This window comes from Streptomyces sp. NBC_01723, from assembly GCF_036246005.1.
In the GTDB taxonomy this organism is placed as follows: domain Bacteria; phylum Actinomycetota; class Actinomycetes; order Streptomycetales; family Streptomycetaceae; genus Streptomyces.
In genome coordinates this window covers 8,478,270-8,497,522 of the sequence record NZ_CP109171.1, presented here as the reverse complement: position 1 = coordinate 8,497,522, position 19,253 = coordinate 8,478,270, and the positions used below count along the sequence as shown (strand labels likewise).

General features: G+C 72.3%; 15 protein-coding genes and 1 pseudogene. 5 read left to right on the top strand and 11 right to left on the bottom strand.

All coding sequences use genetic code 11. The annotated features are described in order from the left end of the window. Positions 1-32 precede the first annotated feature (32 nt). From OIE75_RS39490 to OIE75_RS39480, 3 genes are all read right to left on the bottom strand, one after another. Positions 33-1,742, bottom strand: a complete 1,710-nt coding sequence (locus OIE75_RS39490; protein ID WP_329473811.1) for an acyl-CoA dehydrogenase family protein — start codon at positions 1,740-1,742, stop codon at positions 33-35. Positions 1,743-1,807: 65 nt separating this feature from the next. Further along, entirely contained in the window at positions 1,808-2,374 is a 567-nt protein-coding gene (locus OIE75_RS39485) for a PadR family transcriptional regulator (RefSeq protein WP_329473810.1), read from the bottom strand. A gap of 103 nt (positions 2,375-2,477) precedes the next feature. Continuing rightward, the gene (locus OIE75_RS39480) at positions 2,478-2,852 is read right to left on the bottom strand and encodes an AQJ64_40280 family protein (RefSeq protein WP_329473809.1); all 375 of its coding nucleotides are present in this window, start codon (positions 2,850-2,852) and stop codon (positions 2,478-2,480) included. 213 nt (positions 2,853-3,065) lie between these two features. Between OIE75_RS39480 and OIE75_RS39475 the strand changes: the two genes are divergently transcribed. Both OIE75_RS39475 and OIE75_RS39470 read left to right on the top strand, forming a co-directional pair. Then, positions 3,066-3,971, top strand: a complete 906-nt coding sequence (locus OIE75_RS39475; protein ID WP_329473808.1) for a DUF7537 family lipoprotein — start codon at positions 3,066-3,068, stop codon at positions 3,969-3,971. Positions 3,972-4,055: 84 nt separating this feature from the next. After that, the gene (locus OIE75_RS39470; RefSeq protein ID WP_329473807.1) at positions 4,056-5,108 is read left to right on the top strand and encodes a LacI family DNA-binding transcriptional regulator; all 1,053 of its coding nucleotides are present in this window, start codon (positions 4,056-4,058) and stop codon (positions 5,106-5,108) included. Positions 5,109-5,144: 36 nt separating this feature from the next. Here the strand turns inward: OIE75_RS39470 and OIE75_RS39465 are convergent, their stop codons facing one another. From OIE75_RS39465 to OIE75_RS39440, 6 genes and pseudogenes are all read right to left on the bottom strand, one after another. Beyond that, on the bottom strand, positions 5,145-5,855 hold the full coding sequence (locus OIE75_RS39465; protein ID WP_307017209.1) for a sulfite exporter TauE/SafE family protein: 711 nt from the start codon (positions 5,853-5,855) through the stop codon (positions 5,145-5,147). Next, a complete protein-coding gene (locus tag OIE75_RS39460) occupies positions 5,852-7,261 on the bottom strand; it encodes an amidohydrolase family protein (protein WP_307017207.1) in 1,410 nt (469 codons plus the stop codon). The genes OIE75_RS39465 and OIE75_RS39460 overlap by 4 nt, the downstream gene beginning before the upstream one ends. Next, entirely contained in the window at positions 7,258-8,709 is a 1,452-nt protein-coding gene (locus OIE75_RS39455) for a uracil-xanthine permease family protein (RefSeq protein WP_329473806.1), read from the bottom strand. The genes OIE75_RS39460 and OIE75_RS39455 overlap by 4 nt, the downstream gene beginning before the upstream one ends. Before the next feature lie 517 nt (positions 8,710-9,226). Then, complete coding sequence (locus OIE75_RS39450; protein WP_307017203.1) at positions 9,227-9,499, bottom strand: DUF3253 domain-containing protein; 273 nt, start codon at positions 9,497-9,499, stop codon at positions 9,227-9,229. A 954-nt stretch (positions 9,500-10,453) separates the two neighbouring features. After that, positions 10,454-10,798 (bottom strand): annotated as a pseudogene (locus OIE75_RS39445) (PRC-barrel domain containing protein); the annotation flags it as partial. Positions 10,799-11,298: 500 nt separating this feature from the next. After that, on the bottom strand, positions 11,299-11,679 hold the full coding sequence (locus tag OIE75_RS39440) for an STAS domain-containing protein (protein ID WP_329473805.1): 381 nt from the start codon (positions 11,677-11,679) through the stop codon (positions 11,299-11,301). A gap of 530 nt (positions 11,680-12,209) precedes the next feature. On the opposite strand from OIE75_RS39440, the gene OIE75_RS39435 reads away from it, so the two are divergent. Beyond that, positions 12,210-13,394 (top strand): type III polyketide synthase, encoded by a 1,185-nt coding sequence (locus OIE75_RS39435; protein WP_329473804.1) that lies wholly within the window; start codon positions 12,210-12,212, stop codon positions 13,392-13,394. Positions 13,395-13,407: 13 nt separating this feature from the next. Here OIE75_RS39435 and OIE75_RS39430 read toward each other — a convergent pair whose 3' ends face one another. Both OIE75_RS39430 and OIE75_RS39425 read right to left on the bottom strand, forming a co-directional pair. Beyond that, complete coding sequence (locus tag OIE75_RS39430) at positions 13,408-15,573, bottom strand: ATP-binding SpoIIE family protein phosphatase (RefSeq protein WP_307017198.1); 2,166 nt, start codon at positions 15,571-15,573, stop codon at positions 13,408-13,410. A 91-nt stretch (positions 15,574-15,664) separates the two neighbouring features. Continuing rightward, a complete protein-coding gene (locus OIE75_RS39425) occupies positions 15,665-16,567 on the bottom strand; it encodes a carbon-nitrogen hydrolase family protein (protein ID WP_329473803.1) in 903 nt (300 codons plus the stop codon). Between the two features lie 235 nt (positions 16,568-16,802). Between OIE75_RS39425 and OIE75_RS39420 the strand changes: the two genes are divergently transcribed. Together OIE75_RS39420 and hisD are read left to right on the top strand one after the other, a co-directional pair. Then, positions 16,803-17,714 carry a LysR family transcriptional regulator gene (locus tag OIE75_RS39420; RefSeq protein WP_307017194.1) on the top strand — a complete coding sequence of 304 codons (912 nt, stop codon included), beginning with the start codon at positions 16,803-16,805 and terminating at the stop codon, positions 17,712-17,714. A 103-nt stretch (positions 17,715-17,817) separates the two neighbouring features. Beyond that, a complete protein-coding gene (gene hisD / locus OIE75_RS39415) occupies positions 17,818-19,179 on the top strand; it encodes a histidinol dehydrogenase (protein ID WP_329473802.1) in 1,362 nt (453 codons plus the stop codon). Positions 19,180-19,253 lie beyond the last annotated feature (74 nt).

Sequence of the window (19,253 nt, the reverse complement as noted above, 5' to 3'; positions counted from 1 at the left end):
CCGCCACCGGCCCGGTCCCCGTCGTGGGCCCGTCAGGCGTAGGCGCCGGACAGCGCCTCCACCCGCTCCCAGACGCGGGCCGAGCGGGCCTCGTCCACGACCGGGCGGCGGACGGCCCCGAGGGCCCAGTTCTGCTGCTCCTGCGTGGCGGAGTCCTTGCCGTGGAGTTCCACGGCGTGGCCCGAGAAGTCGCGCACGAGCACGGCGAACAGCTCGTCGAGGACGTCCTCGTCGAGGCCGGCCGGCTCCGCCTGCTCCAGGATGAGCTGGCCGTGCACCACCAGGGCGAACAACTGGCCGACCGCGAGCAGCAGGTCCAGGTCGCGGCTCTGCCGCTCGTCGGGAGCCGCGGTCGTCACGAACGTGCACAGCGCGTCGGCCTGCTCGCGGAACCGGGCCACGTTGGGCACCCCGGCGTAGGCGTCGAAGGCCGTGCGCCAGTCGTGGAACCGGATGGAGCCGAGTCCCCGGGCCGGGCCCTGGCGGAAGAGGAAGGAGTCGTCGGCCGCGTCGAGGCGGGTCGGCACCCGCGGACGGTCGACCGGGTCGAGCAGGTGGTTGCGCATGAACTTGAGGATCAGCGCGAGGTTGACGTGCACCGTGCCCTCGAGCTTCGGCAGACCCCGGATCTCGACCGCGGCCTGGGCGAAGTAGGTGTCCTTCTCGAACCCCTTGGCGGCGATGACGTCCCACATCAGGTCGATGACCTTCTCGCCCTCGGTGGTGACCTTCATCTTGGTCATCGGGTTGAACAGCAGGTAGCGGCGGTCGTCCGGGCCGGCGGTGCGGAAGTAGTCGACGGCGCGGTCGCTGAACAGCTTCATGCCGACGAGGCGCACGTAGGCGTCGACCAGTTCGCGCCGCACGTGCGGGAACGCGGTGACCGGGCGGCCGTACAGGATGCGGTTGTGGGCGTGGGTGACGGCCTCGTACATGGCGTGTTCGCAGATGCCGATCGAGGCGGTGCACAGGTTGAACTTGCCGACGTTGACGGTGTTGAGGGCGGCGTCGAAGGCGGCCCGTCCGGTGTGCAGGACGTCCTCGGGGCCGACGGGGTAGTCGTCGAGCCGGAACTCGCTGACGTACTTGGAGGAGTCGACGACGTTCTTGACCAGGTGGTAGGCGGGGTGGCGGCTGTCGGCGGCGAAGAAGACGTAGCCGTCCGGGCCCTCGACGTCCGTGCGGCGGCCGAACACCGAGACGAGTCCTGCGGCGTTGCCGTTGCCGATGTAGTACTTGGAGCCGGTCGCCCGGAAGCCTCCCCTGCCGTCGGGTGCCAGCAGCATGTCCGTGGAGTAGATGTCGGCGCCGTGGCTCTTCTCGGAGAGGCCGAAGGCGAACACCTCGCCCTGGGCGAGGAGTTCGGCCGCGCGGGCGCGGGCGGCGGTGTTGTCGCTCTGCCAGACCGGGCCGAGGCCGAGGATGGTGACCTGCCAGGCGTACCAGTAGTCGAGGCCGTAGAAGCCGAAGATCTCGTTGAGGGCGGCGATCCGGGCGGTGTCCCAGCGCTGGTCCGGCCGGTCGCCGTCCGCCGCGGGGGTGAGGAAGGTGGCGAACAGTCCTTCCTTCGCGGCGAAGGCGAGGAAGTCCTCCAGCCAGACGCGCGAGCGGTAGTCCTCGATCAGCCTGCGCTTGCCGCGCGCCTCGAACCAGTCGACCGTGGCGCGCAGCAGCCTGCGCGTCTCCGGGTCGAAGTGCGCCGGGTCGTAGGTGCGCGGGTTGAACAGGAACTGGTCGGCCATGAGGGGTGCCTTCCGGAGCGGGTCGCGGGAGCGGACGTGGTACTGGTGCGGGGGGCGCCGGGTGTTCAGGCGCGGGACTTCCCGGCGTGGAGCCGGTGGAGGGTGTCGAGGACGTCGTCGAGCCAGGCGATGGTCATGCGCTCGTAGGCGATGCCGCCGCGCAGGACGACGTGCTGGAGTTCCTGGCCGACGTCCAGGGGGTCGGGTGCTTCGGGCCCGGTGAAGTCCCGCTGCTCCCCGGTGAGGTAGCGCCGGAGCCGGTCGTCGTGGACCTTTCGGTGGCGCTCGACCTCGGAGATCAGCGCCGTCGGGTCGTCGAAGGCCGCTCCCCGGATCTTCACGGCGAGTTCGTGGCGTACGCTCTCCGGTTCGACCGGCTCGTGCAGCCATGCCGAGAGCACCGCGCGGCCGGGGGCCGCCACGGAGTACTCCTTCTTGTCCGGCCGCCCCTGCTGCGGGACGTCGCGGACGTGCAGGAGGCCGCCACCCTCCATGCGTCCGAGGACGCGGTAGATCTGCTGGTGGGTCGCGGTCCAGAAGTACCCGATGGACCGTTCGAACCGGCGCGCGAGTTCGTAACCCGAGCCCGGCTTCTCCAGCAGCGAGACGAGGATCGCGTGTTCGAGCGCCATGCCCCGATCCTTCTATGCAACTTGTTGCATAGACAAGGCGGCAGGCCCGGATGAGACACGCCTCACCCCGGGGCGCCCGAGCCGGACCGCCGGATCAGACGCCTCAGCCCATGTTCCACGCCTTTAGCAGAGCCGGCCGCACGTCGTCGCCGAGCAGGAGGTGCGTCGCCTCGCCGGGCAGGGTGGGCAGCTCGGCCCAGTGGGTCACGCTGTCGTCGCTGTCCGGGTCGTGGGGGAAGCGCACGACGCCGTCGGAGTCGACGAAACAGTCGCGGTGCACCCCGCCGGTCTCGGTGTGGTGCCGGTCCGTGAAGTACATGGTCCTCACCAGCCAGAATTCCTGCCGTCGCGCGGTGGCGGGATCGGCGGTGGCCTCGGCCGGATACCGTCCGGTGATCGCCGCCGCTACGGGGTGACCGGCCCGCGGCAGCCGCTCGCGTACGTCGACCCAGGTCACCGTGGTGTGCAGCTCCGCCATCTCCACCCTCGCTCGTGGCTGTCGTCCGGCCGGCCTTCTTCCACCGCCGGCCCCCTTCGACAGGACCGCACGACGGCCGCGGAGGTTGCCAGGCCCGTCCCATCCGCAAAACGACGCAGCAATAGGCGTGTTGAGCCTCATCACGGGCATGCGGCTCGAAAGCCGGACGCCGGGTGACGGCGGCCGAGAGCCGTTGAGGAGAAGGGGATTCACATGCGCAGCAGGGGGATGAAGGCCGGCGCGATCGGCACCGCCGCCGTCATGGCGAGCGTGGTGCTGGCGGGATGCGGGGGTGACGGCGACTCGCAGGCCGAGGACATGGGCAAGGACAAGGGCGCATCGGCGAGCGCGAGTTCGAGTGCGAGCGACAGCGGCTCCGGCGGGGGCGGCCAGGGGCAGGACACGAAGGCGGTCCGGGCGGCCTACGACAAGACGGCCGCAGCCGGGTCCGCGCGCATGACGATCGACATGGAACTCACCGCCGGGGACGAGCGGATCACGACCGACGGCCAGGGCACGATCGATCTGGCCGAGGGCGACAGCGTGATGACCGTCACCGCCCAGAACAAGAAGATCGAGCAGCGCGTCGTCGACCAGGTCCTGTACCAGAAGGTGCCCGGGCAGAACGCGGGCGGCAAGCCCTGGATCAAGATCGACCTCAAGAAGGTCGCCCAGCAGCAGGGCCTGGGCAGTCAGCAGCTCGGCGATCCGGCCCAGACCGCCGCCTACGCCAAGGCGATCACCGACAAGGACGTCAAGAAGGTCGGCACCGAGAAGGTCGACGGCGCCGAGACCACCCACTACCGGGTGTCGGTCGACGTCGCCGAGCTGCCCGGCGGCGAACTGATGCGCCAGCAGCTCGGCCCGACGCTGCCGATGCAGGTCTGGCTCGACGACGACGGCAGGCTGCGGCGCCAGCAGATCGACATGACCGTCAAGGCACCGGCCTCCGCCTCCGCGAAGCCCGACGGCGGCTCGTCGCCCAAGGAACTCAAGATGAGCACGGTCATGAACTTCTCGGACTTCGGCACCGAGGTCGACGCCGAGGCCCCGCCCGCCGCCGAGGTGACCGACATGACCGGCCAGGCCCTCGAGGGCGCCGGGCAGCAGCAGGGCTGAGCGCGGCCGAACTCCCGGTGAGCGGCGCCGTCGGGGAAGATGGTCGGGTACGCCCTTCCCCGCCAGCGAGGAGAGTCCGCGCGGATGACCGCTTCCGCCCCCGGCCCGAGACAGCCCACCATCGCCGACGTCGCCCGCGTCGCGGGGGTCTCCCGGACCACCGTGTCCCACGCCCTCAACGGGCTGGGGAAGGTCGACCCCCGGACCCGGGAACGCGTCAGGCAGGCGGCCGCGGAGCTGGGATACCGGCCCAACCTCCGGGCCCAGAGGCTGCGCCGCGGAGAGGCGAAGGCGATCGCGCTGGCGTCCTCGATGCCGTTCGCCGTGGCGGGCGGCCCGTCCCGGCTCGGCTTCTACATGGAGGTCGCGGCGGCGGCCGCGGAGAGCGCCCTCACGCACGGCTTCGCGCTCGTGCTCGTACCGCCCGTCCAGTCTGGGTCGGCGCTGTACTCCGTGGACATCGACGGGGCCATCGTGGTCGAGCCGGACACCGCGGACGCCGCTGCGGCGCAGTTGCGCGAGCGCGGGCTGCCGTACGTGGCGCTCGGCAGGCCCATGGCGCCGGACGAGGACGTGCCGTACGTGGATCTGCGCGGTGGGCGGGTGACCGAGCTGCTGTTGCGGCACCTGCACGACCAGGGCGCGACCCGGCCGGCGCTGATGGTGGGCTCGGGCTCCCGGCACTCGTCCGTGGACGCGGTCGCCGCCTACGAGCACATGGCGCGGGAGCGTGGCTGGCCCCCGGTCGTGGCGCGGGTCGCCGAGTCGGGTGGTGAACAGGCGGGCTACGAGGCCTGCGCCACGCTCCTCGCCGAACACCCCGGCACCGACGCGGTGTGCGCGATGGTCGACGCCTTCGCCGTGGGCGCGGTCCGGGCCGTCCGGGACAGCGGGCGGTCCGTTCCGGACGACGTCATGGTGGCCACCCGCTACGACGGCCTGCGCGCCCGCACCTGTGAACCGCCCCTGACGGCGGTCGACCTGCACCTGGAGCAGGCGGCGTCGGCTGCCGTCGAGCTGCTGCTGCGGAGGCTGCGCGGGGACACCACCACGCCGACGGTGGCCGAGTCCCCGGAACCGGCGGTGATCGCCCGCGCCTCGTCGGTACGGGACCGGGAGCGGGGCGGGAAGGGCTGACCCCCCTCGTCGCCCCGCCGTTCAGTCCCGGCCCGTTCAGAAGCCCAGCAGCAGGACGGCCCCGGACACCAGCGCGAACACCAGCACGAACAGTCGCATCCTGCGGGCGTCCAGCCGGTGGTGCACCAGGCGGCTGAGCCCGGCGCCCAGCGCGATCGCCGGCAGCGCCGCCGCCGCCCAGCCGAGCTGGGACGGCTCCGCCTTCCCCGTGGCGAACAGCAGCACCAGGGAGGCGACCTCCCCCACCAGGAAGCAGGCGGCGACGGTGGAGCGGAGTTCGGCCGGTGACCGGTGCTGGTAGACCAGCGCGAGCGGCGGACCGCCGACGCCGGTGGCCGTCTCCGTCAGTCCCGTCACCGCGCCCGCGCCCAGGTAGGCGGCCCGGCCGGGAGTGAACACGGGCGCGGCCAGGCTCACCACGGCCGCGAGCACGGTCGCGGCCCCGACGAACACGCCGAGGCTGCGCTCCGGGATCAGCCAGAGCAGTGCCAGTCCCGCGGGGGTGGCCGCGAGCCGTGCCCCGGTGATCCAGCCGGCGCCCCGCAGGTCGAGCGACGCCCGTTCCCTCCAGGCGACGTACAGGTTCAGCGGGATCATCGCGGCCAGGACGAACACCGGGACCAGACCCGGGGCGAGGATGCCGGCCACGGGCGCGACGACCAGCGCGAAGCCGAGTCCGCTGCTGCCCTGGACGAAGGCGGCGACGGCCACCGTCACGGCCAGGGCGACCAGCGAGGGCCAGCTCACAGGATCACCGTCCGCTCGTGCCGTGCCCGGGCCTCGGTGGAGGTGGGGTGTGCCCGCACGACGCCCGCCCTGGTCACCGCCGCTCGGGCCAGTTCGGCCGCGCGTCGCACCAGCGCGGCACCGTCCCAGTCGGTGGGGCGACCGTGCCACATGCGCAGCCGCCCCGCGACGAAGACGGCGGTGATCTGGTCGCGGTTGCCGCGCCGGACCAGCTCCCAGGGCAGGTCCCAGGAGAGCGCGAGTTCGGGTGTGTCGATGTCGACCAGGAGGAAGTCGGCGGCCCTGCCCGGCGCGACGGTCCCCGTGCGGCCGCCGAGACCCACGGCGTCCGCTCCCCCGCGTGTGGCGTGCTCCAGCCAGGTCCAGCCGGCCCCGCACGACGAGTCGCCGGTGGTCAGCCCGTACGCCAGGCGCTGGGCGAACTCGGCGGCCTCCGCGAGCCGGAAGCCGTCGCCGCGGGTGCCGTCGGTGCCCAGGCCGACGCGGATTCCGCGCTCGGTCATGTCGGCCGCGGCCGCGACCGCGTTGCCCTTCCAGGCGCTGGCGACCGGGTTGTAGCTGACGGCGGCGCCCGTGTCGGCGAGCAGGGACAGTTCGCGCGGGGTGAGCAGCGTGGCGTGTGCGGCGAGCAACTGCGGGCCGAGGGCGCCGACGCGGTGCAGGTGTTCGAGGGGGCGCAGCCCGTGGCTCAGGAGCGACCGTTCGACGCCGGCGAGATGTTCGTTGACGTGGATCTGCACGACGGCGCCTGCCTCCGCAGCCAGCCGGGCGGTGTCGCGCAGGGTACGTTCGGTGGCCGCCTCGGGGATGGAGACGGCGAGGGAGGGATGGACGAGCGGATCGCCGTCGTAGCGGGCGAGGTGTTTCTCGGCGTCGTCGAGGACGGCCCGGGGGTCGCTCCCGGGCTCGCGGTCGGTGTCGTTGCACACGAGGCCCAGGACGCAGCGGATGCCCGCGTCCCGCGCGGCGGAGGCGACCACGTCCACGTCGACGTCGGCGCGGGTGCCGGCGTCGGTGACGGTCGTGAAACCGCCGCGCAGGGCCTCGAAGGAGGCCAGTTTGGCCGCCGTGTACGCCGACTCCTCGTCCAGCGCTCCCTCCAGTGGCACCCAGACCCGGCGGAAGATCTCCGACGGTTCCCCGAAGGCGAGCGCCGCTCCGAAGCTCTGCGTGAGGTGGTGGTGGGCGTCGACGAATCCGGGCATCAGCAGGTGTCCGGGGAGGCGTACGGTGTCGAGTCCCGGATGGGCCCCCGCCAGCTCCGCCGCCGGTCCGACGGCCTGGAAGAGTCCGTCGTCGACCAGTACGGCATACCCGTCGGTGGGGCCTTCGGGCAGCAGGACGGCGTCCGGCGCGAGCAGCAGGGGGCCCTGGCCGGTGAGGGGGGCGCGGTCGAGTCGGTTCATCGGTCGCTTTCTGTGCGGGGGTTGGTCAGCCGCGCGGCGATGCCCGGCCTGACGTGGTGGAAGAGGACGTTGAGCACGGCGGCGGCGCACGCCCCCACGGCGACGCCGCTCTCGAGCAGGATGCGGACGTTCGGCGGGAAGCCTCCGTAGACGCCCGGGACCAGGATCGGGAGCAGTCCCAGGGCGAGCGCGACGGCGACGACGAAGGTGCTGGTGTGCCGGTCGAGGTCGGACCGGCCGAGCATCTGGATGCCGAGTACGGTGATGACGCCGAAGACGATCATGGCGGTGCCGCCGACGACCGCGGACGGGATCACGCTGATGGCGTGGGTGACGGGCGCCAGCAGCCCGATGACGACGAGCACGACTCCGGCCACGGCGGTGACGAAACGGCTGCGGACGCCGGTGACGCGGACGATGCCGATGTTCTCCCCGCTGGTGACCATGAGAGGCAGGCCGAAGCAGCCGCCCAGGAGCGAGGTGAGGGCGTCGCCGCGGACGGTCTTCGGGACGTCGGTGCGCTTGTCGATCGTCTTGCCGACCGCCTCGGCGTTGATGACGGTCTGGCCGGTGGCCTCGGCCATCGAGGCCAGGCTGTAGAGCATCAGGGGCAGCGCGGCGACGAGGTTGAACTCGGGTGTGCCGAAGGGCATCAGGTGCGGCAGGGTGACCAGTTGTCCGTCGGCGAGGGACCCGGTGTGGATCGCGCCGGTCGCCGCGGCGAGGGCGGTGCCGGCCAGCAGGCCGAGCATGACGGCCAGTTGGCGCAGGACGCCGGTGAAGAGCAGGTAGAAGACGATGGTGAACCCGATCGTCGCCATGCCCAGGCCGAGGTCGCCCGGGTCGGCGAAGCCCGGTGAGCCCGGCGGGCCGGTGACGAGGAGCGCGCCGACCTTCACCAGGTTGACGCCCACGATCACGATCATCGTGCCGATGACGAGGGCGGGGAAGAAGGCCAGCAGCCGCGAGAACACCGGCAGTACGACGAAGCAGAACGCCGCCGTGAGGATCACGGCACCACCGGCGGTGGGCAGGCCGTGCTGTTCGGCGATGGCCAGGAAGAGGATGAGCGGGGCGCCGCCCGGCAGCATCACGAACGGCAGCCGGGGCCCGAACTTCCATGGGCCGAGCGACTGGATGAGGGATCCGACGCCGGAGAGCACGAAGGCCGCGGAGAGCAGGTCGACGGTGAGGCCGTCGTCCAGCCCGAGGGTGGCGCTCATCAGGAAGATCGCGGAGATGGGCGTGGCCGCCATCACGAGGACGTGCTGGACGCCGAAGAGCAGGACGCGGTGGAACGGGCGCGACTCGTCCACGGGGTGGGCTCCCGACCGTTCACCGGCGTCGGGCGTGGACCGCGAGTCGGCGGCGGACTCCCGGGGTGGGGGCTGCGGGGGCTGATCGGTAAGTCCGGCCTGGGGCGGCCGGCTCTGGTGGGCACTGGTCACGTTGGACTCCGTTCGGGCCTACAGCACGCTCGGGGTGGAACAGCGATCCGGCCCTGGACGGAGAGCCAAATCGATTTGGCCAAATCGATTTGGCCGCCAGTATGGGAGGGCCGCGAGCCCGCGTCAAGGTGGGCCGGACGACTGCGGGAGACCGGACACCGAGGCCGGGCAGGCCCGTCCTGCTCCGAGAGGAGACCGCCCGACTCTGCCGGGAGCGCACCTTGGACACCCCGCCGCTACCCGCCCTCCCGGAGGAGAACCCGGCCGTCGCGGGCGTCAAGGAAGCCGAGGGCCTGGAGGCCGTGCTGCGCTCCGGCTCGAGGCGGACGACACACTCATCCAGCCCGTCATGACCTGAACGAGGCGAGCGTGTCGGACTCCCCTACCGGAGACCGGCCCCGAGGCCACCCGTGTCACGACCACGCCCTCTGTCCGCACCTTGAAGCGGTGCACCGGACGTGCGCGCGCCCACGGACGCGCTCTGCCGCCGCATGTACGGCGTCGTCGACCGAGCCGGTCAGCGGGCGCGGCGGATCCGGACGGGGCCACGCGCCGTGGTCGGGTCGACGGGCCGACCGCGCTGGGTAACGGTGACCTCGCCGGCCTCGGCCAGCCGTCCGGCCGCGCGGCGGGCCGGCTCCATGAGTGCCCGCCAACCGTCGCCGTCCCCTTCGTGCACCGCGCGTGCGGCGTCCGAGGGGCAGATCGTCGCGTCCGCGCGCCGACGCTCCAGCAAGGCCAGGATGGCTCGCTCCAGGCGCCGGACCGTCCGCTCCTCCTGGTCCGCCACCCTGCCAGTATGGCGATCCAGGGGCGGTCGCGCGCGGGCCCGCCGGTAACGGTGAGTCACCTGGGTCGAGGGATGCGCGCCGCCGTCGCCCAGCGGCCGCTGAAGCCGCTGCCGCACGCGCCGCGGAGGGTGCGACGCCATGGATCTGCTGCGGCCCACGGCTGCGGCACCGTGCGCCGGCTTCGACGGCGGGGGCCGCATCGTGGGTGGGCACGTCGCCAAGACCCAGCTCACGTGGATGCTGCTCGCCGGCGAGTCCATGACGGGGGTGCCGCTGCGGTTCCCGGTACTGCCGAAACAGCGAACGCGAGAACTCGGCGGGTCTCAACGCGGCCCGGATTGTCGGTGGCGGTATCTACAGTTGACCGGTGTCGCTCACTGCTCTGCGGAGAACGAGCGCACCGAGTGGGTTGCCCCCTGTGTGTCCCAGGGGGCAACCCACTCCCCCGGCCGGTGAATGGAACACGGTGCCGGGCTGGGCCGGCCGGCCCCCTACTGTCCGAACGAACCGGAACCGGCACAAGTCCGGTACCCCACCAGCGGATTTCACACCATGGCTCGGACACCGATTGACGCTCGCCCGGGGGTGGAACAGGCGCGTCCGGTCGGCCGCGGGAGGGGCGCATCACTCGATCGGCGCACTGACCGGCCGGCTCGAATCCTCGTTCGGATCTGCCTGCCGGTCCGGCCGATCGTGCGGAATCACGGGCGCGTGCTTGCCCGGGCTCCCGGGAAGTACGCGGGGTTCGGCACAGTCTTCGCTGATGGTGGCTCCCCTGCAGAGTGCGGTGGGGGCGAGGTGACGGCTTCGCCTCGCCCCCACCGCGCCGGTATCTGGCAGCGGCGCTACAGGCCAGTGGGGCTCGAGGGTGTGCCCGTACCCGGCGCGCCCTGGGCGGCGCGAGGCGTGGGGGTGCCGTGGGCGACACCCGTGTGGGGCGTCCCGTGCATGTCGCGGGCGTGACCGTAGTGATGTCCGATCCGCTCGTGGTAGCCGGGGTCACCCAGATGCTCGTCCTTGTCGAAATCCGGAGCAGACTTGATCTCGTCCTTGGTCCGGGATACCTGGATGAGCCTCTCGTCCGTGTTGACGGCCACGACGGTCCCGGCGGGCAGGAGCACTTCCTTGCCGAAGATCCACACACCGATGTTGACGACGATGTACTGGTCGCCGACTTCCTTGGAGTGCTTGGCGACCTTGCCGATGTCGCCGTCCCTGGCTTCGACCTTGAAGCCGGTCAGGTCGGTGCCCTGGATGTGACCGGTGGTCGGCTGGTACTGCCACATGCTGTCGCTCACGGTTCGTCCTCCGGAGTCCCACTCGCGAAGGAGCGATGCCAGTTTGCACCGTGCGTCCCCGTCCGCGGCCTACTGGCGTCTGTCCCCTGGATGCGAACCGAAACGACGCAACGTCGACGTGAGGATGGCCAGGAGGGCCGTGCTACAGCTTTCGGGCGGTCGTCCGTCTCGGGTCGTTCTCGGCCTCGCGGATGCGGTACCCCAATTCGCCCTGTGCGCACGAGAGGTCGAGGGCCGCGACGCGCGCCACCCCCTGAGTTCCAGGCGGAGGTACGTGTCGTGGTCGCAGCCGCGGTCGGCAGCGCTCCGGCGTTCGACGGGAGCGGCGGTCCGGACATGGTCTCGTCGGAGGCTTGCCGAGGAAGTGACGGTGCCATCCTGGCATTTCGGAACCCACGGCGGCGCAGTGGCACGTGGGCGAGTGAGGGCATCTCCCGGCGAGGCGGCGAACCTCTCCGGCCCCATGACCGTGACGACACGGGCCGGCCGATGGACGGCGGTCAGGCGCTCTTCCGAGCGCCCGCCGTGCGGGACGCGTGCCGGACCGCGGCCTCACGGGAGGCCAGCACGATGAGCACAGCGCCCACCCCGGAGACCTCGAACAGTCTGGATACCTGCGGGGCGAGCGGACCAGCCAGCGACAGCGGCACTTCCTGAGTCACTCGCAGCAGCATGTTGAGGGCGGTCGAATCGGCGAACGTCACCCCGGAAAGATCCGCCACGAGCGGCAGTCCCGAGCGAACCGCCGCCTCGAAGCAGAGGGTCACTTCGTGATGTGCAGTCAGGTCGATCTCACCGTGGAGCACCACGATGGCCGCCTGATCCGTGACGGAAAGTGACACGACAGAAGTCGCGTTGCCGTTGGGCGGGCCGGTAGTCATGTCAGGAAATCCTCGGAACAGGGCCCCTTCACCAGGGCCGACGGCACAGGACAAGGGATCAGGCGGGCGCAGGTACCGCCCGCGGACCCCATCCCCCGGAACCCGTCTTCCACCGGCTCCGGTGCACCTGTCTGTCCAAGCGCACGGCGCACCATACACGGGCACGGCCAACACGACGGCATGGGCGGACCCGTCGGCCGGGCAGCACCGGAAGCGAGCAGCATCGGGCCCGAACGAGAGGGCGGGCACCGGGCCGGCGGGCGGGTGGTGGCCCGGAACGGCGAACTGACCTGAGAGGGGTACCTCCGGAGCGGTTCCACACAGGGATGTGTGGAGCGTCACGCACGACAAGAGCCGTCCAAGTTGTCTGAGTCACAGCGCAAATGTCCATTTAGCCGCCATGCTCGAATCGGATGCCGACGCCCGAAGTGACGCGCGTCGGCATGGACTTGGACGTGGGGTGCTGGAGTGAGCCATGCCACAGCACTCGGGACTTTCCCTCTCTTGTTCACCGGAGAAAGGTGCGAATCGTGGCCGCATACCTGTGCCCGCCCGCCGTCATACACGGCGAGCACGCCGTCAAGACCAGCCAGATCGTGGAGGAGGTCCGCGAACGGCACCCGGACGCGGCGTGGGCGCCCCGGATCGACGGCATCGCGGCCAGTACCGGCATCGAGACCCGGGGCTGGATGCTGCCGCTGGAGACGGCCGTGGCGCCCGGCGCCTCGGGCGCTCTGCCGGCGACCGGCACCGGGCCCGCGCGGGAGGCGCTGGTCCGCGACGGGTTCACCGAGCAGGACGTGGACCGCGTGGTCGCCGCCCTCGAAGCGGTGCCGGCACCGCAGACCGTGCAGGAGCGCACCGCCCCGGCGTGGGAGGCCGTGCAGGCGTACGGGGAGCGGGCGGCGCGCGGGGCTCTGCAGATCGCCGGGCTGGACGTCTCGGACGTCGACTGCCTGATCACCAGCAACTCCACCACCCCGGCGCTGCCGGGTCTGGACGTCGCCCTGGCCAACCGGCTCCCGCTGCGCGGCGACGCGATGCTGCTGCCCGCCTCGCAGTGGGCCTGTGTCGCCGGTACCCGTTCCCTGGCACTCGCGGCCGACCTCGTGGCGGCCGACCCCGACCGGGTGGTCCTGGTCGTGATCTCCGAGGCGCTGAGTACGACCTACCAGCCCGCGGACGACACCCTGGAGTCCCTGATCGTCCGGCTGCTGTTCGCGGACACCGCGGTCGCGACGGTGGTCACGGGCCGCCGCAGGCCCCAGTCGGTGCTGCGGCTGGACGCCTCCTGGCACCACACCCTGCCGGACACCCAGGACCTGCACCGCCTGGAGACGCGTGCGGACGGCACCCACTTCGTGATGGACCGGCGCGGCCCGCGCGCCGTGCAGAACACCGTCACCGCCATGTGGGACTGGCTGCACGACCGCTACCAGGACGCCCCGAACTCCTGGCACCCCGACGTGCTGCTCGCGCACCCCGGCGGGACGCGCGTGCTGGAGTACATGGAGCAGACCATGCCCGAGGAGTGGCCGTCGGGGCTCCTCGACCACAGCCGGGACAGCTACACCAGCGGCAACCGCGGCGGCGCCGCCGTGTTCGACATCATGCGCCGGGCGCACGACGCCGGGCAGCGGCCGGGCAGTCGCGCCGTGCTGTACGCGGCGGCCCCGGGCCTCACGGCGACCGCCCTCGAAGGAGAGTGGCTGTAGCGCGGCCGCGCCGTCACCTGGCCACCACCGCCCAGACCACCTTGCCGGTGTCCGTCCACCGCACCCCCCACCGGGCGGTGAGCCGGTGCACGACGTGCAGGCCGCGACCGCCGTCGTCGAGCAGTTCGCCGCGGCCGAGGCGGGGACGGCCGTTGCCGGTGTCGCCGACCTCGCACAGCAGTCCGTGACCGGCCCTGATCAGCCGTACCGTGATGGGCCCGCGGGCGAACCGGACCGCGTTGGTGACCAGCTCGCTGACGAGGAGCAGCGCCCTGTCCCGGGTGTCGTCCCCGGTACGCCACTCGCGCAGCAGCGCGGAGACCAGCGTGCGGGCCCGGGCGGCCGCGTCGTCGCGGGCGGGCAGCCGCCAGGTGGCGGTGTCCCCCTTGCGGTAGCCGATCATGCGGGCCAGCAACAGGGTCACGTCGTCGCGCCCGCGCTGCGGCGACAGCCCGGAGACGACCCACCGCGCGGCCTCCTCCAGGACGTCCCAGGGGTGCACCGTGGACACGGCGTCCGCGAGCCTGCCGATGCCCTCGTCGATCGGCACGGCGGGATCCTCCACCAGCCCGTCGGTGTAGAGGGCGAGCAGGGAGCCCGGGGGTGCGGCGAACGTGTGCACCCCGAACGGCTCCCGCAGGGCGAATTCCGCGCCGAGGCCGGGATGCGGGCGGACCGCGAGCGGCGCGGCGCGTCCGTCCGGAAGTACCAGGACCGGGGGGAGGTGGCCCGCGCTGGACAGGGCCACGCGGTGGCTGACCGGGTCGTAGACGGCGATGCAGCAGGTCGATCCGAGGGCGCTGTAGCCGGCGGCCAGCCCCGACTCCGCGTCGTCCAGCATCGTCACCGTCTTGTCCAGGTGTTCCAGCACCTCGTCGGGCGCCAGCCCCGCGGAGAGCAGTGCGCGGGCCTCCATGCTCAGCTGGCCCATCGTCGCCGCGGCTCCCAGGCCGTGCCCGACCACGTCGCCGACGACGAGGGCGGTACGGCCGTCCGGGAGCGGGAAGCTGTTGACCCAGTCACCGCCGACGCCCGCGCTGTCGGGGGTGGCGGGCTGGTAGACGCTGGCGGTCTCGACGGTGTCGCCGCCGGTGCGCGGCAGCAGTCGGCGCTGCAGGGCCAGCACCTGGGTGTGCTCGCGCTGGTGCTGCCGGGCCAGGTCGACGTGGTGCGAGGTTCTGGCCACCAGTTCCTGGAGGTCGAGCAGCTCGCCGTCGTTGAAGGGGCGGTCGGCCCGCCGCCAGACCTCCGCCACGCCGAGCACGACGGGCGGCGACCCGTCGAGGACGAGCGGGATGCAGGCCACACCCGCCGACCGGTCGCTGGGGACGAGGGCACGTACCAGCTTCGGGCTGCCGAGGACCCGCTCGATCGACTCGCGGTCCGGGATGACGATGGCCTGGGCGGCGTCGTCACGCCGGATCGCCTGCGACAGCAGATGACTCGCATCCTTGGGTAGGTCGTCACCTTCAGTCACGTACCCCTCGGGCCAGACCCGGTCCGGCACCAGGGCCGCCCGCCGCAGCCGGATGCGTCCCTGGCCGTGCTCGGTGACCCCCTCGCCCGTCCACACGGCGAAGTCGAGGTCGATGGCGGCCACGTCTCCCCAGGCCAGCAGCGACTCCGCCAGCGACTGCGCGGTCTCGCCGATGTCCAGCGAGGTGCCGATCGCGGTCTCGGCGGCGTACAGGTGCAGTCTCCTGGCCATGGCGATCAGGGAGACGGTCAGGCCCTCCTGCGGCGCCGCGGCGGACAGGATGCTCATCGAGACGACCAGCTCCGAGCCGTCCGCGCGCCGCAGCCGCTGGACCCGGGCGACATGTGCCTCGCCGGTCTCCAGGACCTGCCGCAGCCGCCGGGTGACGGTCGGTACGTCCCAGGGTGGCAGCAGGTCGACGAAGGGGCTTCCGGTCACGACGTCCAGACCGGCGAAAACGGGGGCGTCCAGGTTGCTGCGCGTGATGCGCAGCTCCCGGTCCAGGTTGACCGCGCCGAGGATCTGCTCCTGGAGGCCGGCCGCCGGGTCGGGGTGGACGCGTACGCGGGCGGTGGTCTCACCCGGCGCTCCGGAGGCGTCGGCCGGCGCCGCTCCGCCGCGCGGGATGTACTTGCCCAAGGCGCTGCTGACCAGGTCGAACGGCGACGAGGACGAAGAGGACGAAGGAGAGGGTGTGTCCATACGGCTCTCTCAGCTCGCTCGCCGGCCCCGGCACGGCGCCGGGCCGTACTCGCACCCGTGCGGCGGGCCCCGAGATCTCCGACCGCACACCTCATTCAATAACACGCCGGGCGCCTTCGCCCACACCGGCGCCGCGACGCCAGCGCTCGGGCTCGATACGGCCCGCGTACAGGGGCAGCTCCAGCGGCGGCCCGCCGTCCTCGAAGGGGTCCCACACCCGGGTGAGCCCCGCGGTGCCCCGCGCTCGCACCCGCCGGGCCTCGGCCAGGTCGAGTACGTCGGTCAGGACCTCCTCCGCCCCGGGCCCGGCCTCGGCACGCATCCGCCCCTCGGGGTCCACCACGACGCTGCGCCCGAGGCCGTCCGGCGCGGCCGCGTTGAGGCTGGCCATGAAGACCTGGTTGACGATCGCGTTGGCCTGCGCGAGCACGACTTCCTGGGCACGGTCGACGGTGGGGGTGCGGACCAGGTTCAGTACGAGGTCGGCGCCCTGCCAGGCGAGGTGGCGGGTGACCTCGGGGAACCAGGCGTCGTAGCAGATCGTCAGGCCCACCCGTCCGTGCCCGGCCAGGTCGAAGACGACGAAGTCGGAGCCGGCCGCCGTGGTCTCGTGAGGGCGCCACGGGAAGATCTTGCGGTACGCCGCGACCCGCTCGCCCGCGGGCGAGTAGACGGGGGCGGTGTTGTATATCCGGCCGTCGGCACCCTGCTCGTAGACGCTGCCGGGCACGAGCCAGATGTCCAGTTCACGGGCGAGGGCGGCCAGCCGGGCGCCCCGCGGGCCGTCCAGGGGCTGGGCCCCCGCGGTCATGACCCGCTCGGGGTCCTCGCCGGGCTCGTGCCCGCACAGATGCAGTTCCGGGTAGGCGAGCAGCCGGACGCCGGGGTGCGCCGCCATGACGCGGCGCACGTCCTCGGCGAACGCGTCGGTGGCATCGGCGGCGTGGTGCCGCGCGGCCGTCTGGACGAGGCCGATCGGCAAGGGAGTCGTCATCACTGGGCAGCCTTCCGCGGTCGGTGGCGTGCGGGGACGGGGGCGTTGGTCGAGCCAATCACCGGGCCATCCACGGGACAAGATCCCTTCGTCCAGCGGGATCCACAGGAAGAACCTGTGGGCCGCGCGGCGGCCGCGGCGTCCCGCGCCGCCGGGCGGCCGTGGTAGAACGAGGACCCCCCGCGTCGGCGTGATGGCGTCGCGCGCCCCCGACTCGACAGGACACGGACCGCGTATGACCCTCAACCAGCTGAGGGCCTTCGTCGAGGCGGAGCGGCTCGGCTCGTTCACCGCAGCGGCGCGGGCCATGGACATCGCCCAGGCCTCCGCCTCCGAACTGGTGCGCCGCCTGGAGACCGAGCTGGACGCCGAGCTGTTCGCGCGGGGCAGCCGCACCCTGGCACTGACCTCGGCGGGCCAGGAACTGCTGCCGTACGCCCAGCAGGCGGTGGAGGCCGCCGAGAGCGGGACCCGGGCGGTGCGCTCCCTGGGTTCGCTGGGCGGCGGGACCGCCACCTTCGGTGTGCTGCGCAATGCCGACTACTACCTGCTGTCCAACCTCGTACAGCTGTTCCACGCCCGTTATCCGTCCGTCCGGGTCAGGCTGGTGGGGCAGAACTCCGCCGAGACCGCGGCGGCCGTGGCGGCGGGACGGATCGAGGCCGGGCTCGTGGTGCTGCCGATCGAGGACGAGGGGCTGGTGGTGACGCCGCTGCTGCGGGACGAGGTGTTCTTCGTCAGCGCGAGCGAGGAGCGCACCCGGACGCCCATGACGATCGAGGCGTTCTCCCGCACCCCGCTCGTCCTCTACGACGCCCACTATGGCTGGCAGGACCCCACCCGGCGCCAGCTCGCGGAGCGGGCCCAGCTGGCCGGGGTGAGGGTCGATCCCCTGATCGAGCTGGAGCACGTCGAGGCCGCGCTGGGTCTGGTGGCCGCCGGTGTGGGCGACACGATCGCCAGCCGGGCCGTGGTCGCCGGGGCGACGTTTCCCGCGGGGCTGCGCACCGTCCCGTTCGCCGACCCCCTCTACGACACGATCGCGCTGGTCAAGCGGCGGGGGCATCCGCTGTCGCGGGCCACCCGGGAGCTGGTCAGGATCGCCGAGGACACCTTGCGCGAGATCCGGGACGATCTCGGCCTCTGAGTACCGGCCGCTGAGCGACCGGACAAGCCACAGGGAAACCCTGTGCTTCGGACAGGAATCGCCCCTCTGGTCCTGTGGCAGGTTGCCGTCTAGCGTCCCAGCCATGCAGATCACGCACGACGAAGCACAGTCCCTCCCCCCGTTCCAGTGGCTCAAGAAGCCGTCCGTGGACGGTCCGCCCGCCCAGCGCGACCCCTCGGTGGTCGAGCGCGTCTCACAGATGCTGAGCGAGATCGAGCGCAAGGGCATGGACGCGGTACGCGGCTACGCCCAGGAACTGGACGGCTGGTCCGGCGACCTGGAGATCGAGGCCGCCGAGCTGAAGAAGTCGGGGGACGCGCTTCCCCCGGACGTCCGTACCGCGCTGGAGATGGGCTACGAGCGCACCCACCGTTTCGCCGCCGCGCAGCGCGAGCACCTGACGGACTTCGAGATCGAGGTGGCTCCCGGTGTCGTCGGCGGTCAGCGCTACGTTCCCGTCTCCCGCGTCGGCGCCTACCTGCCCGCCGGCCGGTTCCCCCTCCTCGCCAGCGCCTTCATGACGGTGAACGTGGCCAAGACGGCCGGCGTCCCCACGGTCCTCGCCTGCACTCCCCCGTCCGGCGAGCACGGCGCGCACCCCGCCGTGCTGTACGGCGCCTACCTGTCGCGCGCCGACCGGGTGTTCGCGCTCGGTGGCGTCCAGGCGCTCGGCGCGATGGCCTTCGGACTGCTCGGTGAGGCTCCGGTCGACATGCTGGTCGGCGCGGGGAACGCCTACGTCACCGAGGCGAAGCGGCAGCTGTTCGGCCGGGTCGGCATCGACCTGCTGGCCGGGCCCTCCGAGGTCGCCGTCATCGCGGACGCCAGCGCCGACCCGGTGTGGGTCGCGGCGGACCTGCTGGGGCAGGCCGAGCACGGGCCCAACTCACCGGCCGCCCTGGTCACCACCTCCGCCGAGTTGGGGCGCGCCGTGATCGCGGAGGTCGAGCGCCAGCTGGGGACGCTGACCACCCGGGACATCGCCGGCCCGGCGTGGCGCGACTTCGGCTCCGTCGTCGTGGTGGACGACCCGGCCGCCGCCGTCGCGGTGGCCGACGTGATCGCCCCCGAGCACTTGGAGATCCAGACCGAGGACGACGACTACTACCTGGAGAACCTCGCCAACTACGGCTCGCTGTTCATCGGATCGTGGTCGACGGTCGCCTACTCCGACAAGGGCATCGCCGGCACCAACCACGTACTGCCGACCGGCAAGACGGCCCGCTACAACGCGGGGCTCTCCGTGTCCCGGTTCCTCAAGCCGCTGACGTACCAGCGTGCCTCGAAGGAGGGGACCGCGTCGCTGGCCCCGGCCGTCGAGCGCGTCTCGGCCTTCGAGGGGCTGGCGGCCCACGGTGCGACGGCGACGCTCCGCATCGACCGGATCGGGCGGAAGTCCGGCGCGTTCGACGACGTTCCGGCCGCACTGCGCGACCAGCTGTGACCCCTCGCGTGCCGCCGCACGGCATGCGGCGGCACGCGACCGCCGCTCCGGTGCCGAAGCCCCCCTCCCCGCCA

Bases quoted from the DNA above. Each gene is read 5' to 3' on its own strand.
- OIE75_RS39490 (WP_329473811.1), bottom strand. From the start codon at position 1,742: ATGGCCGACCAGTTCCTGTTCAACCCGCGCACCTACGACCCGGCGCAC.
- OIE75_RS39485 (WP_329473810.1), bottom strand. From the start codon at position 2,374: ATGGCGCTCGAACACGCGATCCTCGTCTCGCTGCTGGAGAAGCCGGGC.
- OIE75_RS39480 (WP_329473809.1), bottom strand. From the start codon at position 2,852: ATGGCGGAGCTGCACACCACGGTGACCTGGGTCGACGTACGCGAGCGG.
- OIE75_RS39475 (WP_329473808.1), top strand. From the start codon at position 3,066: ATGCGCAGCAGGGGGATGAAGGCCGGCGCGATCGGCACCGCCGCCGTC.
- OIE75_RS39470 (WP_329473807.1), top strand. From the start codon at position 4,056: ATGACCGCTTCCGCCCCCGGCCCGAGACAGCCCACCATCGCCGACGTC.
- OIE75_RS39460 (WP_307017207.1), bottom strand. From the start codon at position 7,261: ATGAACCGACTCGACCGCGCCCCCCTCACCGGCCAGGGCCCCCTGCTG.
- OIE75_RS39440 (WP_329473805.1), bottom strand. From the start codon at position 11,679: ATGACTACCGGCCCGCCCAACGGCAACGCGACTTCTGTCGTGTCACTT.
- OIE75_RS39430 (WP_307017198.1), bottom strand. From the start codon at position 15,573: ATGGACACACCCTCTCCTTCGTCCTCTTCGTCCTCGTCGCCGTTCGAC.
- OIE75_RS39425 (WP_329473803.1), bottom strand. From the start codon at position 16,567: ATGACGACTCCCTTGCCGATCGGCCTCGTCCAGACGGCCGCGCGGCAC.
- OIE75_RS39420 (WP_307017194.1), top strand. From the start codon at position 16,803: ATGACCCTCAACCAGCTGAGGGCCTTCGTCGAGGCGGAGCGGCTCGGC.
- hisD (WP_329473802.1), top strand. From the start codon at position 17,818: ATGCAGATCACGCACGACGAAGCACAGTCCCTCCCCCCGTTCCAGTGG.